This is a genomic window from Micromonospora sp. NPDC005324, assembly GCF_040607155.1.
GTDB lineage: Bacteria > Actinomycetota > Actinomycetes > Mycobacteriales > Micromonosporaceae > Micromonospora > Micromonospora trifolii.
Map to the genome: position 1 here is coordinate 78,825 of NZ_JBEXGE010000023.1, position 13,881 is coordinate 92,705.

The window sequence follows — 13,881 nt, forward strand, 5'->3', positions numbered from 1 at the left end:
CCCCGTCGATCATGAAGTTATTGCCCCCGACACGCCGCGACGGATGGCAGTAACTTCATGATCAACGGAACGAGGGGCCGGTGGCGTTAGGGGGTTTGGGGCCAGGTGGGGGTGCGGCCGGTTTGCGTCAGGAGATGGGTGAGGTCGTTGGGGGTGGGGGTGGGGGTGGGTAGGGGGTCGGCGAAGACACCCATCTTGCGGGCGGTGGGGCCCAACTGCTCCACCAGCCCGTGCAGCTCGGCCACCGCCTCCGGGGCCGGGTGGTACGGCTGGCCGGTGGCGACCGCGAGGTCCCAGCCGTGCACTGTCAGGTCCAGCAGGGCCATCCCGCCGATGACCGGCTGCGGCATGCCCATGCCCGGCGACACACCCTTTAGGGTGGACGGATCCGACCAGGCCGCGACCAACCGGCCGGTCTCCGCCTCGAAGCGGTCCCGCCAGCCGTCGCCCAGGTGGTCGGGCTTCTCGGCCCACTCCACCTGTCGCTTCTCGGCCAGGTCCTGAAAGTTGACCACCACCTGAAAGAGGTGGTTGAGCAGATCACGGACCAGGTAGTCGCTGCACGGGGTGGGCAGGTCCAGTTGGTCGTCGGAGACACCCCGTACGACGTCGACGGTTCGCGGCGCGGCGGCCGCCAGCAGCTCGCTAGTCTGAGTGGACATAGGGCCAGCGTATGAGGGCGGTCTTGAACAAATGCGACAGCGACCGCGTGGCGACAGCCGGGGAATTCTCGACCCCGGGCGTCTGCTGCGCGAGGTGCGCTTCCGTCGACACCTGCCGACGGAGTCGCTGCGCCAGTGGGTCGAGCACTACTGGTTGATCGACTGGGTGTTGGGTGCGCCGTTCGAGCAGCGGGTCGTGCCGCACCCGGCGGTGAACGTGGTGTTCCGCCGGGACCACGGCGGCCCCGAGTCCGGCGAGGTGGCCGGGGTGGGCCGCGACCTGTTCCGGATCACGCTCAACGGCACTGGCCGGGTGTCCGGCGTGCAGTTCCGCCCCGGCGGCTTCCACCCGTTCTGGCGGGGCGCGGTCAGTGAGCTGACCGGCCGCAGGGTGCCGCTGCCCGCCGGCCGGCTGACTTACCCGGACGTCCCGGTGGACGCGGGCACGTCCCTGGCAGCACCCACCTCGGCAGCCGGCGACGACGAGCGCTGCCGGGCGCTGGACACCCTCCTCACCGCCTGGCAGCCGGAGCCGGACCCGATGGCCGAGGAGGCCGTCCGACTGGCCGAGGCGATCCGTACCGACCGGACGGTGCTGCGCGTCGACGACTTCGCCGCGCGGCACGACGTTCCGGTCCGCCGGTTGCAGCGGCTCTTCATGGAGTACGTGGGAGTCGGGCCGAAGTGGGTGATCCGCCGCTACCGGCTCCAGGAGGCGGTCGAACAGGCCGCCGGTGGCCCACTGAGCTGGGCCGACCTCGCCGCCGACCTCGGCTACAGCGACCAGGCCCACCTGGTCCGTGACTTCACCGCAGTGGCCGGGGTGTCCCCCGCCGCGTACGCCCGTTCCGTGCGGTGAGGAGCCGCCAGAGCCGGCAGATCAGCGGCGCCGCAGGACGACCACGGCGACGTCGTCCTGGATCTCCGGTGGCGCCAGTTCCACCAGCAGTCGCGCGCAGAACTGGTCCAGGTCACCGTCGACAGTCGCGGCGCTCGATGCCAGCGCGGCCAGCCCCTCGTCGATGGTGGCGTCGCGTCGCTCGATCAGCCCGTCGGTGTAGAAGACCAGCGTGGCCCCGGCCGGCACCACGAACTCCAGGTCGGCCGGGCGCGGGGCGCGGACGCCGAGCAGCGGCGCGGAGTGCTGCACGAACTCGACCTTGCCGTCCATGACCAGCAGTGGTGGAAGGTGCCCGGCACTGGCCAGCCGGACCCGCCCGGTCGGCGGGTGCATCAGCAGCACGCAGAGCGTCGCCAGCTCGTCCGGCAGCAGGGTGCGCATCAGCTCGTTGACCCGGTGCAGGATCTCGCCGGGCTGGTGGCCCTCGACCGCGTACGCCCGCACCGCGTGCCGCAACTCGGCCATCACGGTCGCCGCGTGCAGCGAGTGGCCGGCGACGTCCCCGATCGCGAGCAGGAGGTGCCCGTCGAGCATCACCAGCTCGTAGAAGTCGCCGCCCACCTCGGTCTGTGCACTGGCCGGCTCGTACCGCACCGCGAGGTCCAGGCCGGCCACCGTGGGCAGCCCACGCGGGAGCAGGCTGCGTTGGAGGGTGACAGCGATCCGGTGCTCCTCGTCGAAGGAGCGCTGCCCCTCCACTGCCGCCGCCACCGCCTGAGCCAGCTGCTTGAGCACCGGGGTCCGCGCGGTCTGGGTGGCGGTCGGGACCGCCACGTACAGCGGGGCCCGGTCCTCGCGCAGTCGGGCGGCGGCGACGGTCACCGTGTCGTCCGTCGGCCAGTCGACGAGCGCCCAGTTCGCCGGGGCCTCCACCCGGACCGTGGCGCCGGTGGGCACCCCGGTGTCGTCGACGACCCACGGCACGACGGCGGCCACCGCGCCGGGGCCGGAGCAGACGCCGGCGAGGCAGTCACCGTCGAAGGTTTCGGCGATCACCGCCGCCGGGCTCTTGAAGATCTGGGCGGCGCCCTCGGCTGCGGCCTCCAGCAGACGCGCGAAGGTCGGCGCCGCGTGCACCGCGAATGTCGTGTCGGCCAACCCGAGCAGCCGCTCGGCGAGCAGTTCGGCGCGCTGCCGGGCCTGGTAGTAGCGCAGCACCGCCCGGGTGGTGGCGATCAGTTCCTCGGGCTCGATCGGCTCGGTCAGGTACGCGTCCGCGCCCCGGGTCAGCCCCTGGGCGCGGTCGGCCACGTCCACGGCGTGCGCCGACACGTGGATGACCGGCATCGCCGGATGCCGTGCCTTGATCTGCTCGCAGACCTCGTAGCCGCTCAGGTCGGGCAGCCGGACGTCGAGGACCACCAGGTCGATCCGGTCCACCTCGACCCGAGCCAACGCCTCGGCGCCGTTCTCGGCCTCCAGCACTGTGAACCCGGCGCGGGTCAGCCAGCTGACCAGCAGGTAACGCTTGGTACGACTGTCGTCGACCACCAGGATGGTTGCCGGCATGCCGTCCACGCCGTCACGCCCCGCCTGTGGGCAGGGAGACGGTGAACGTGCTGCCTCCACCCTGCGCGCTGGTCAGCTCCAGCGTCCCGCCGAGCAGCGTCACCAACCGCCGGGCGTACGGCAGACCGAGGCCGGTGCCGCCGACCCTTGTGGCGCCGGGGATCTGGTAGAACTCCTCGAAGATCCGGTCGTGCAGCTCGGGAGCGATGCCCGGCCCGGTGTCGCTGACCTCGAACTGCCAACGGTCGCCGTTGCGACTGGCCCGCAGCCGCACCTCGCCGCGCTCGGTGAACTTCAACCCGTTGTGCAGCAGGTTGCGCAACACCTGACCGAGCAGCACCTCGTCGGTGCGCAGGAGAGCCGGCCCGCTGAGCTCCTCCACGACCAGCTCCACCCCGGGGCGGGTGGCCAGCGCGCGCAGGGTGCCGCGCAGTTGACCGAAGACCGGCCGCAGGTCGACATCGGCCAGGTCCGGCTCGATCCGGCCGGATTCCGCCTTGGCCAGGTCGAGGAGTTCGTTGACCAGGTTGAGCAGGTCCGCCGCCGAGGAGCGGATCAGATCGACCTGGCGGCCCTGCTCGTCGGTGAGCGGGTCGGAGGCGGAGTCGGTGAGCAGCCGCCCCAGGCCGATGATCGCGGTGACCGGGGCGCGCAGCTCGTGGCTCACGTTGGCCAGGAACCGGCTCTTCGACTCACTCGCCGCACGGAGCTGGGCCGACTTCTCGTCCAGCTCGGCGTAGAGGGCGACGACGCCGCGGTTGGTCTCCTCCAACTCCTCGGTGAGCTGGTTGTAGAGCGCCAGCACGCCGCTGTTGGTCTCGGCCAGCTCCTCGTTCAGCACGGCCAGCTCGTCGCGCTGACTGCGCACCTCGTCCAGTGCGGCGATGAGCTGCCCGTTCTGCACCGTCAACTCGTCCAGCGCGCTGGCCGGCGCGGTTCGGCCGAGTTCGGTACGGAACTCGGCGAGCCGCTCCGGGGTCGGCGTCGGCGCGTTGGCCGGGACTCGTCGGGACATCCGTACGACCGTAACCCCCTCGACGGTCGACACGCTCAACGTGTCGACCAGTCGGGACACCGCGCCGGACTGCGGCTGGTAGCGGCCGTCCGGGAGCGGGGACACCGGGGCCAGGTCGGCGCGCAGGTGGAACCGACCGTCGGCACCCGCGTCGACGTGGAACGAGACGTCCGCTCCGCCGGTCGTCCGCAGCAGATCCCGGGCCACCTCGCTGAGCGCGGTGGCGATCCGGACCTGGTCCTGGTGTTCGAGGCCGACCACAGCGGCCACCTCGCGACCCCGCTGACGGATCACGAAGATGTCCTGCTCCACCCGCAGCGCCATCTGCAGCAGCGGCAGCGCGGCCGGCTCGCCGGTCATGTCCAGGACCTCGCGACCAGTACGCAGGCGTCGTCGCGCCGCACACCCGCGTCGCGCAGGAGGGTTGCCGCCATCACCAGCGGGGACCGCTCCACCAGACCCGGGTAGTCGGCCAACCGCCAACGGTCGACCACCCCGTCGCTGTGCATCACCAGTCGGGCGTCGGGACCGAACGGGTAGTCGTACTCCCGGATTGTCGGTCGCTGGTGGCCGGCGATGCCGGGCAGTGACACCAGCCCTCGTCGTTTGCCGTCGCCCTCGACGACCACGCCGGAGATGTTGCCCAGGCCGGCGTAGCGCAGCACACCGGCCGCCGATGCCAGCTCGGCGACCGCGAGCGCGGCGCCCCGGGTGTGCGACATGCTCCGGTGCAGGTGACCGACCACCGTCGCCGGTGGGCCGGCCGGCGCGTTCCGGAACGCCGCCAGCGCCGCGTCGGTGGCGGCGCCGGCCAGCGGGCCGTGCCCCAACCCGTCGCTGACCAGCACCTGGTGGCGCCCGTCGGCGACCCGGACGGCGTACCCGTCACCGCTGACCGTTTCTCCGGTGATCGGTCGGGTGAGGGCGCCAGCCCAGGATGGCTGAGCCGCCTCCGCCGGCCAGACCTGCACGGCGAGGACGGTGCCCTTGCCGGGCAGCGAGTATCCGTCGAACCAGCTGGCCTGCCGGACGATGGCACCCAGACCGATGCCGAGCGTGCCGGTGGTGGAGTGCCCGTCCCGAAACGAGATGGTCAGGTCGGCCATGCCGGGACCGGAGTCGATGGCGATCAGCTCCACCCCGGCCTGCCCGGCGCGGCGTACCGGCCGGAGCAGCAGGACGCCGTCGTCGGCGTGCTTGACCAGGTTGCTGGTCAGCTCGGCGGCGACGATGGCCAGGTCGGCGATGCGCCCCGCACCCATCTCCACCTGAGCGCCGAGGCGTTCGGCGGCGCGCCGGACGGCGCTGGCGGCACTGCTGGCCTCCACCCGGAACCAGATGCCACTGTCGGTGACCGCGTCGGCGTTCACCGGGACCACTTGGTGACCGTGATCCGCGTGCCGGTCTCCGCTGAGGTCTCAATCTGGAACTCGTCGACCAGGCGTCGCGACCCACTGAGCCCGAGGCCGAGGCCACCGCCGCTGGTGTAGCCGTCGGTCATGGCCAGGTCGAGGTCGGCGATACCCGGCCCGGAGTCGGCGAAGACGATCTGCACGCCCTTGCGTCGGCCGTTGTCCACGACCGTCACCTCGACCGAACCGCCGCCGCCGTACACCAGGGTGTTGCGGGCCAGCTCGCTCGCCGCGGTGACCACCTTGGTCTGGTCGACGAGGGACAGCTTGACGGCCACCGCCACGGTACGGATCAACTGCCGGACGCGCACCACGTCCTGATCGCTCTGGATCGACTGCGCCTGCGGGTGGCCCAGGTCGACGCCCGCGGTCACGGCGTGGCCGTCTCGGCGTCCGGATCGTCGTCGAGCTGGTATTCGAGCTCGTCGGCGTGGGCCGCCGCGATCAGTTCCATGCCGCGCTCGACGTTCAGTGCGGTACGGATGCCGTTCAGCGACAGCCCGAGTTCGACAAGGGTGATGGCGACGGCCGGACGCATGCCGACCACCACCGTCTCCGCGTCCAGCACCTTGGAGATCGACGCGATGGTGGAGAGCATCCGCCCGACGAAGGAGTCGACGATGTCCAGCGCGGTGATGTCGATGATGACGCCGTGGCAGCCGGTGTCCACGATCCGCTCGGCCAGATCCTCCTGGAGCGCGACCGCCGTCTGGTCGGACATGTCGAGCTGGATGGAGACGAGCAGGATGTCGCCGATCTTGAGGATCGGTACGCGTTCCATCAGACGACCCGACGCGGCTGGCGGCGGGCGGTCTCCACCCCGGTGAGTCGCAGCACGTGGCGCAGCGCGTCGGCGAGGCTCGCCTTGGTGGCGATGTCGCCGAACTCGATGCCGAGCGCCACGATGGTCTGCGCGATCTGCGGACGGATGCCGGAGATGATGCAGTCGGCGCCCATCAGCCGGGCGGCCACCACTGTCTTCAGGATGTGCTGGGCGACCTGGGTGTCCACCGCCGGTACGCCGGTGATGTCGATGATCGCGTACGGCGAGCCGGTGTCGACGAGGGTCTGGAGCAGACGCTCCATGACGACCTGGGCCCGGGCCGAGTCGAGGGTGCCGACCAGCGGTACGGCGACAACGCCCTCCCAGAGCTTGACCACCGGCGTGGAGAGCTCGAGGAGCTGCTCGGCCTGGTCGGCGATCAGGCTCTCCCGGGTGCGGACGAAGCTCTCGAAGGTGAACAGGCCCATCTCGTCGACAAGCTTCGAGAAGGCGACGTAGTCCTGGAGCGCGTTCGGGCCGCCGCTCTCCTGCACCAGCTCGGCCAGCACGTCCTTCAGCGCGAAGACGCTGATCGTGGTCTCGGTGGCGGAGAAGCCCTGCCGGGCCCGGCCACGGGACAGCTCGGAGAGCGCGGCGCGCAGTTCGGCGGCGTTGTCGGCGGACAGGTCGATGGTGCCCTGCTTGCTGGTGGTGATGATGGCGCGGTGCAGGTCCTGGACCTGTCGGCGCAGCTCTGCCTGGCTCAGCCGGCCTCGCAACGAACTGGTGACGATCTCGGTCCACCGACTCGTGACCCGTTCGTCCTGCCCGCTGAGCAGCGCGGCGAGCCGATCACTTTCTTCGGTGCTCAACGCCATTTCGAACCCCCTTGACCTGGACCGGGCGGACTCTATCACCGGGGCCTGACCAACTACTTGCCCCGTAGCAACGGAATGACGATGGCCACCGGATCACGGCTCCCGTCCTACCTCCGACCGTGGTGGTGGGATACCGTTCCCCCGATAACAGGAGGTCTGGCGAATGTCGTTGACGGTGCACACGGAACAACGCGGCGACGTGGTCGTCGTGGCGGTCGCGGGCGAGCTGGACATGGCCACCGCACCGCAGCTACAGGACCAGATCACCGACCTGCTCGACAAGGGCCGCAACCGGCTGGTGTTCGACCTGGCGGACGTCTCGTTCTGCGACTCGACCGGTCTGTCGGTCTTCGTCCGCGCCAAGAACAGCTGCGACGAGGCTGGCGGCGTGGTCCGGCTGGCCGCCCCGCAGCGCGGCGTGCTGCGCATCCTTGAGGTGAGCGGGCTGGTCGAGGTGCTGCACACCTACCCGACGGTGGATGAGGCAGTCGCTGGCGAACCGACGCCGGCTTCCTCCTGACCGTCAGCGTGCGTCACTCGTCCTCGACATAACGGGGACGAGCGATCGCCATGCCCGCCGTCGTCTGCACGGCCAGAGCGCCCAGCAGGAACCCGATCGGCGCGGTCCAGCCGCCGGTGGCCTCGTAGAGGATGCCGACCATCAGCGGGCCGAGGGCGGCGATAACGTACCCGGTGCTCTGCGCGAACGCGGAGAGCGCGACAGTGCCCTCGGCGGTGCGGGCGCGCAGGCCGATGGCGGTCAGGATCATCGGGAACGCCCCCTGACCGATCGCCAGCAGGGCGACCCAGAGCAGCGCGGCACCGTGCGGTGCGAGCGCCAACCCCAGGTAGGCCAGCGCCGACGCGGTGGTCAGCCCGAACACCAGCGGTCGCAGGCTGCCGAGTCGACCGGCCAGGGTGGGCATCAGCAACGCGATCGGCACGCCGAGCGCTGTCACACCGGCGAGCAGCAGCCCGGCCGACTCCGGCTGGTAACCGGCGTCGCGGAACAGCTGGGCCAGCCAGCCCATGATCGCGTACCCACTGAGCGACTGCGCCCCGAAGTAGACGGCCATCGCCCAGCCGAGCCGGGTCCGCGCCGGCCGGACCCGCACCGGTGTGGCGACGACCGCCGTCGGGGTCGCCCGCCGCGCCGCGGCCCGGGTCCGCAGCGCCAGCGGCACCCACGGGAGTACGGCCACCGCGGCCATCGCGGCCCAGACGCCGAGCCCGGCCCGCCACGATCCGAAGGCGTGCGCGATCGGCACCGCGGAGGCGGCGGCCACTGTCGTGCCCACCGTCAACGCCATCGTGTACGCCCCGGTGACCAGGCCGGTGCGGTGCGGGAAGTGCTGCTTGACGAGCATCGGCAGCAGGATGTTGGCGACCGCGATGCCGGACAGCGCCAGCGCGCTGGTCAGCACGAAGATCAAGGCCGAGTCGGTGGCGACCCGGAGCACCTGGCCGACGGCGAGGGCGAGCATGGCGACCACCAGCACGCGGGCCGGCGCCACCCGGCGGACCAGCCACGGGGTGAGCGCGCCGAGGCCGGCGAACGCGATGGTCGGCAGGGTGGTGACCAGACCGGCGGTGACGCCGGAGAGGCCCAGCCCGTCGCGGACCTCGTCGAGCAGTGCGCCGAGGCTGGTCACCACGGCACGCAGGTTGAGCGCGACCAGAAGCATCCCGACCAGCACCAGCGCGCCACCGGTCGCCGGGTGCGTCCGCCGGCCGGCACCGGGGTCCCGCGTCGGGCGAGGGTCGACGGCGGCGGGGGCGGGCAGCGCCGGAGCGGCGGTTGGTGGCGGGGTCATGACCTCTAACCTACAATCATGGGATGAATTTGGGACCGGTGATGTAACCAGTGCCACCGTCGGTTGATTTCCCCTCCGCGCCGCCGGTGCCGCCCAGCGGTCAGCCCGCCGTGCCGCCCCGCGGCCACCGGGTCCGGCAGACCACCGAGCAACTCCGCGCCCGGATCCTCGGCGGCGAGTGGCCCGTCGGCGGGCGCATTCCCACCGAGCCGCAACTGGTCGCCGCGCTGGGCGTCGGGCGCAACACGGTCCGCGAGGCGGTCCGCGCCCTGGTGCACGCCGGGGTGCTGGAGTGCCGGCAGGGCTCGGGCACCTACGTGCTGTCCACCGACGAACTGGCACCGGTGGTCGCCCGCCGGCTCGGCGACGACCGGATGACCGAGGTCATTGAGGTACGCCGCGCCTTCGAGGTGGAGGCCGCCCGGCTCGCCGCGCTGAGGCGTACGCCGGAAGACCTGGCGGCGCTCGACGGCGCGCTCGCCCAGCGCGAGGCCGCCTGGCACGGCGGCCGGGTCGACGCGTTCGTCGAGGCCGACGCGGCACTGCACACGGCGGTGGTCGCCGCCGCGCACAACACCATGCTCGCCGAGCTGTACGCCTCGGTGGGCACCGCCCTGCGCAGCACTGTCGCCCAGGCCATGGGTGGGGCGCTCACCCCCGAGCGCTACGTCGACCACACCCGGTTGGTCGAGGCGATCCGGGCCGGCGATCCCGGCCGGGCGGCGCTCGAAGCCGGCGCTTTTCTGGAACCCGCCGAACGGGCATAGGTTGTGCCCGACAGAAAAGCGGACACCTCGGGAGTACGAATGCTCAAGGGCTTCAAAGACTTCATCATGCGCGGCAACGTCGTCGACCTGGCGGTCGGTGTCGTCATCGGCGCCGCGTTCACGGGCGTGGTCACCCAGCTCACCAAGTCGTTCCTCGAACCGCTCGTTCGAGTGATCATCGCGCTGATGACCGGCAGCAAGGACGGGCTCAGCGGCTCCACGCCGAAGTTCCGCGGGATTCCGTTCGACTGGGTGGCGTTCGTCAACGCGACGATCACCTTCCTGCTGACCGCGCTGGCGCTCTACTTCCTGGTCGTCTACCCGATGAACCGGTTGGCCGAGCGGCGCAAGCGGGGCGAGGAGCCGCCGCCCTCGGCACCGAGCGAGGAGGTCAAGCTGCTCACCGAGATCCGGGACGCCTTGGTCTCCGCCGGCCACACCACCCCGGGCCAGCAGCGCGGGGCACTGGACGACGTGCTGGGCCGCCGTCCCGAGCCGCCGACGCAGCGCTGACCCGAACGGATGCACATCGGCCCCTGTGGGATTCCCGCAGGGGCCGCACCTTCTCGTACGTGTGTTCGATAGAGTCCCGCCATGGAGCAGCGAAAGCACTGGTGGAACGGGAAGTGGGGGCGGCTGGCCCGGCGGGACGTCTTCCTGCGGGTGGACGCCGACCGGTGGCACGTCGAGCAGCGGGCCGGCGGTGCCGAGGGCATCTCCCGCTTCTACGAGTACGGCAGTGCGGACGAGGCCGAGGACACTGTCCGGGCACTGCTCGACGGCCCGGACACCTGGCGGGAGCTGTCCCCCCGCCCGCCCAGCGGCTGGACCCTCCCGAAGAGCTGAGGAGTTGGACGCGCTCCGACGACCGACGACCGACCGCCACCGCGTGGCCTGGCGGCGGTAGCGCTTTCGACGGTGATGACTCTGAGGCATATTGATGCCGCACAGTCATCACGCCCTCCGGGGTGGCCACGCCGACGGCGACGGCGACGTCACCCTCGCGCGAGGGGCGGGTCGGTCGGCGGCGGCGTTTAGCGGCGCGCCGCCCTGGGAACCGCAGCGGGATGGACCAGCAGGACGAGCAGCAGGCGACCATCTCGCGGATCACCACCGGGATGCCGGTGATCGACTCAGCTGGCACCGAGGTCGGGACCGTGGACCTCGTCCAGCGGGGTGACCCGAACGCGGTGACCGTCCAGACACCGACCGCCGACCCGGGCAGCAGCCTGGACGAGCTGATCGAGGCGACTGCGGTCGAGGAACCAGACGTCCCGGCCGATCTGGCGGCGCGGCTGCTGCACAGCGGCTACCTGAAGGTGTCGACCGACCTGACCCGCACCGGCGCGGTCTACGTACCGGCGGACCGGATCGGGTCGGTGGCCGACGGCCGGGTCCTCCTGGCCGTCGGGGTGGCCGACCTACCGCCCGAGGAGTGACCCCCGAGTGGATCTTCCCGGCGCGGCGGGGGCGGGCTGCTCCGGCGCGACCGGCTGGTCCGGCGCCGGCGCGGTGGGCTGGCGGCGGTGGAAGAGCAGCAGCATCAGACAGCCCGCGACCAGGCCCCAGAACGCGCCGCCCACGCCGATCAGCGTCACCCCGGACGCGGTCACCACGAAGGTGACCACGGCGGCCTCGCGGGTCGCCGGGTCGGTCACCGCCGAGGCGAGCGCGGTGGCGAGGGCGCCCAGTAGCGCCAGCCCGGCGACCGCCTCGATGAGGATCGGTGGGGCGACCGCCACCAGCGTGGTGGCCACCCCGGCACCCAGGCCGAGCACCGCCAGCCCAGCGCCCGCGATGACCGAGGCGATCCACCGGCGCTCCGGGTCGGGGTGCGCGTCGGGGCCGGCGGCCAGCGCGGCGGTGATCGCCGCGAGGTTCACCGCGTGCCCGCCGGCCGGGGCGGCGAGCAGACTGGCCAGACCGGTGGTCCGCAGCGCCGCGCCGAACGGCGGCCGGTAGCCGTAGCCGACCAGCACCGCCATGCCGGGTACGTTCTGCGCGGCCATGGTGACCAGGAACAGCGGCACTGCCAACCCGACCAGTGCGGACGCGTTCCAGGCCGGCGCGGTCAGCGTGACCGACGGGATCAGCGCGGCACCGGTCAGGCCAGCCGGCGGTGCGGTCAGTGCGATCGCCGCCACCGCCACCACCAGCGCACCGGGCACCGCCCAGCGACGGGCGAACCGGTGCAGCAGCAGCCAGCCGACCACCACCGGCCCGGCCACCACCGGCAGCTCGACCAGCGCCCGGACCGGGGCGGTGCACAGCGGCAGCAGCACCCCGGCGAGCATCGCGCCGGCCACCGGCTTGGGGATGGCGGCCACCGCACGGCCGAGTGGCGGGAACAACCCGGCCGCGACGATCAGCGCGCCGGAGACGAGGAAGGCGCCCACCGCCACCGGCCATCCGCCCGGCGGCGACCCGGTCGCCACCAGCAGCGCCGCGCCCGGAGTGGACCAGGCCGCGCTCATCGGGATCCGGTACCGCCAGCCCAGCCAGACGGCGACGAACCCACTCGCCACGCAGAGAGCGAGCAGGCCGGAGGCGGCCTGCGCGTCCGACGCGCCCGCCGCTTTGAGCCCGGCCAGCACGACGGTGAACGAGCTGGCGAAGCCCACCAGCGCGGTCACCACCCCCGCCAGCACTGGTTGTACGCGTCCGGCCACCCCATCCTCCCGACTGTTCCGTTTACGGAACGGAAGCGTGTAGCACGATAGCCGGGTGCCGCACCCACCACCAGCCCCGCGCCCGGGCCTCGACGTGGACCCCGCCGTCGTCGGGCGCCGGGTTCGCGCCCTGCGCGAGGAGCAGGGGATCTCGCTGTCCACACTCGCCCGGCTCGCCGGCGTCGGAAAGGCCACCCTCTCCGGCCTGGAGCACGGCACCCGCAACCCGACCCTGGAGACGCTCTGGGCGGTCACCGCGCAACTCGGCGTACCGCTGACGGCGGTGCTGGCGGAGCCGGCCGCCGGGCCCACAGTGCACGGCACCGCTGTCACCGCGACCCTGCTGGAGGTCTTCACCGACACCGACGCGACCTACGAGCTGTACCGGATGCGGGTCGCGCCCGGCCCCGGCCAGCTCTCCCCCGCCCACCCGACGGGAGTCACCGAGCACGTCACCGTCTTCGCCGGGGTGCTGCGCGCCGGGCCGGCCGACGCGCCGCTGACCGCCCCGGCCGGCGGTCACCTCCGCTGGGTGTCGGACGTGCCACACAGCTACGCGGCGGTGGGTGACGAGGAGGTCGCCGCCAGCCTGCTCCTGCGCTATCCGCGCCGCTGAGACCCCGCCGATCGGTCACGGACCGTCGGCCCGGTCGACGAAAATCGCAATCATTTCTCGACCTAGGTAGGAGGCGTAGAGACGAATGCGGGTTGTTCTTGGCAAGCTTGACCCCATGACGCTGATCCTCCGCTCGGTCATCCTCAACGACATCGGCTTGGTGCGCACCAACAACGAGGACTCCGCCCTCGCCGGTGACCGCCTGATCGCCGTCGCCGACGGCATGGGTGGGCTGCCTGCGGGCGAGGTGGCGAGCGAGATCGTGATCCGGATCCTGGACGAACTGGCTCCGCCCACCGACCCCGACGGCGCCGCCGACGCGCTGCGTGCCGTGGTCAGCACCGCCAACCAGCGCATCCACGCCGCCATCACCGTCGACCCGAGCCGGGACGGCATGGGTACGACGCTCACCGCGGCGCTGCTGGCCGGGGAGACGCTGGTGCTGGCCCAGGTGGGCGACTCCCGCTGCTACCTGCTGCGCGAGGGCGAGCTGACCCAGCTCACCCGGGACGACACGTTCGTGCAGGCACTTGTGGATCAGGGCACCCTCTCTCCCGAGCAGGCCCGCCACCACCCGCAGCGGTCCCTGGTGACCCGGGCCGTGCAGGGCGCCGACACCCCACCCGCGGTCGGGGTGCTCACCGTCGTCCCCGGCGACCGGCTGCTGCTGTGCAGCGACGGGCTCTCCGACTACGTCGAGGAGGAGGCCATCGCCACGGCCCTGGGCATGTACGCCGACCGTCAGCAGTGCGGTGAACAGTTGGTGAAGCTGGCCCACCACGCCGGCGCGCCGGACAACGTCACAGTCGTGGTCTCCGACGTCGTCGCCCGCTGACCCGTACGGCCCGGTCACCACTGCGCGGATCGGGCCAATC

At 72.0% G+C, this 13,881-nt stretch carries 17 protein-coding genes; 8 read left to right on the top strand and 9 right to left on the bottom strand.

The annotated features are described in order from the left end of the window. Positions 1-86: 86 nt before the first annotated feature. On the bottom strand, positions 87-662 hold the full coding sequence (locus tag ABZS40_RS23130) for a TIGR03086 family metal-binding protein (RefSeq protein ID WP_354945425.1): 576 nt from the start codon (positions 660-662) through the stop codon (positions 87-89). A 31-nt stretch (positions 663-693) separates the two neighbouring features. Here ABZS40_RS23130 and ABZS40_RS23135 point away from each other — a divergent pair, with 31 nt between their 5' ends. Next, entirely contained in the window at positions 694-1,521 is an 828-nt protein-coding gene (locus tag ABZS40_RS23135) for an AraC family transcriptional regulator (protein WP_354945426.1), read from the top strand. A gap of 21 nt (positions 1,522-1,542) precedes the next feature. Here the strand turns inward: ABZS40_RS23135 and ABZS40_RS23140 are convergent, their stop codons facing one another. The 6 genes from ABZS40_RS23140 to ABZS40_RS23165 are packed head-to-tail and all read right to left on the bottom strand — an operon-like array spanning position 1,543 to position 7,140. Beyond that, positions 1,543-3,072 carry a SpoIIE family protein phosphatase gene (locus ABZS40_RS23140; protein WP_354945427.1) on the bottom strand — a complete coding sequence of 510 codons (1,530 nt, stop codon included), beginning with the start codon at positions 3,070-3,072 and terminating at the stop codon, positions 1,543-1,545. Between the two features lie 13 nt (positions 3,073-3,085). Then, positions 3,086-4,447: an ATP-binding protein gene (locus ABZS40_RS23145; RefSeq protein ID WP_354945429.1), complete on the bottom strand. Its 1,362-nt coding sequence runs from the start codon at positions 4,445-4,447 to the stop codon at positions 3,086-3,088. Continuing rightward, complete coding sequence (locus tag ABZS40_RS23150) at positions 4,444-5,457, bottom strand: SpoIIE family protein phosphatase (RefSeq protein ID WP_354945474.1); 1,014 nt, start codon at positions 5,455-5,457, stop codon at positions 4,444-4,446. Before ABZS40_RS23150 ends, ABZS40_RS23145 begins: the two co-directional genes overlap by 4 nt. After that, on the bottom strand, positions 5,454-5,873 hold the full coding sequence (locus ABZS40_RS23155; RefSeq protein ID WP_354945430.1) for an anti-sigma regulatory factor: 420 nt from the start codon (positions 5,871-5,873) through the stop codon (positions 5,454-5,456). Before ABZS40_RS23155 ends, ABZS40_RS23150 begins: the two co-directional genes overlap by 4 nt. After that, a complete protein-coding gene (locus ABZS40_RS23160; RefSeq protein ID WP_354945431.1) occupies positions 5,870-6,280 on the bottom strand; it encodes an STAS domain-containing protein in 411 nt (136 codons plus the stop codon). Before ABZS40_RS23160 ends, ABZS40_RS23155 begins: the two co-directional genes overlap by 4 nt. Beyond that, entirely contained in the window at positions 6,280-7,140 is an 861-nt protein-coding gene (locus ABZS40_RS23165; protein ID WP_354945432.1) for an STAS domain-containing protein, read from the bottom strand. Before ABZS40_RS23165 ends, ABZS40_RS23160 begins: the two co-directional genes overlap by 1 nt. A gap of 163 nt (positions 7,141-7,303) precedes the next feature. Between ABZS40_RS23165 and ABZS40_RS23170 the strand changes: the two genes are divergently transcribed. Beyond that, entirely contained in the window at positions 7,304-7,660 is a 357-nt protein-coding gene (locus ABZS40_RS23170) for an STAS domain-containing protein (protein WP_030332365.1), read from the top strand. Positions 7,661-7,673: 13 nt separating this feature from the next. Here the strand turns inward: ABZS40_RS23170 and ABZS40_RS23175 are convergent, their stop codons facing one another. Next, entirely contained in the window at positions 7,674-8,825 is a 1,152-nt protein-coding gene (locus ABZS40_RS23175; RefSeq protein WP_354945475.1) for an MFS transporter, read from the bottom strand. A gap of 215 nt (positions 8,826-9,040) precedes the next feature. On the opposite strand from ABZS40_RS23175, the gene ABZS40_RS23180 reads away from it, so the two are divergent. From ABZS40_RS23180 to ABZS40_RS23195, 4 genes are all read left to right on the top strand, one after another. Beyond that, positions 9,041-9,721: a FadR/GntR family transcriptional regulator gene (locus ABZS40_RS23180; protein ID WP_354945476.1), complete on the top strand. Its 681-nt coding sequence runs from the start codon at positions 9,041-9,043 to the stop codon at positions 9,719-9,721. A 39-nt stretch (positions 9,722-9,760) separates the two neighbouring features. Beyond that, positions 9,761-10,234 (top strand): large conductance mechanosensitive channel protein MscL, encoded by a 474-nt coding sequence (gene mscL / locus ABZS40_RS23185; RefSeq protein WP_354945434.1) that lies wholly within the window; start codon positions 9,761-9,763, stop codon positions 10,232-10,234. Between the two features lie 81 nt (positions 10,235-10,315). Continuing rightward, positions 10,316-10,567 (top strand): hypothetical protein, encoded by a 252-nt coding sequence (locus ABZS40_RS23190; protein WP_354945435.1) that lies wholly within the window; start codon positions 10,316-10,318, stop codon positions 10,565-10,567. A gap of 221 nt (positions 10,568-10,788) precedes the next feature. Then, positions 10,789-11,160, top strand: a complete 372-nt coding sequence (locus ABZS40_RS23195) for a hypothetical protein (protein ID WP_091395802.1) — start codon at positions 10,789-10,791, stop codon at positions 11,158-11,160. Here ABZS40_RS23195 and ABZS40_RS23200 read toward each other — a convergent pair. Continuing rightward, complete coding sequence (locus tag ABZS40_RS23200) at positions 11,143-12,390, bottom strand: benzoate/H(+) symporter BenE family transporter (RefSeq protein ID WP_354945437.1); 1,248 nt, start codon at positions 12,388-12,390, stop codon at positions 11,143-11,145. The genes ABZS40_RS23195 and ABZS40_RS23200 overlap by 18 nt on opposite strands. 55 nt (positions 12,391-12,445) lie before the next feature. Here ABZS40_RS23200 and ABZS40_RS23205 point away from each other — a divergent pair, with 55 nt between their 5' ends. Together ABZS40_RS23205 and ABZS40_RS23210 are read left to right on the top strand one after the other, a co-directional pair. Further along, on the top strand, positions 12,446-13,006 hold the full coding sequence (locus ABZS40_RS23205; RefSeq protein WP_354945438.1) for an XRE family transcriptional regulator: 561 nt from the start codon (positions 12,446-12,448) through the stop codon (positions 13,004-13,006). 115 nt (positions 13,007-13,121) lie between these two features. Beyond that, positions 13,122-13,841 carry a protein phosphatase 2C domain-containing protein gene (locus ABZS40_RS23210; protein ID WP_354945440.1) on the top strand — a complete coding sequence of 240 codons (720 nt, stop codon included), beginning with the start codon at positions 13,122-13,124 and terminating at the stop codon, positions 13,839-13,841. The last annotated feature ends 40 nt before the right edge of the window (positions 13,842-13,881 follow it).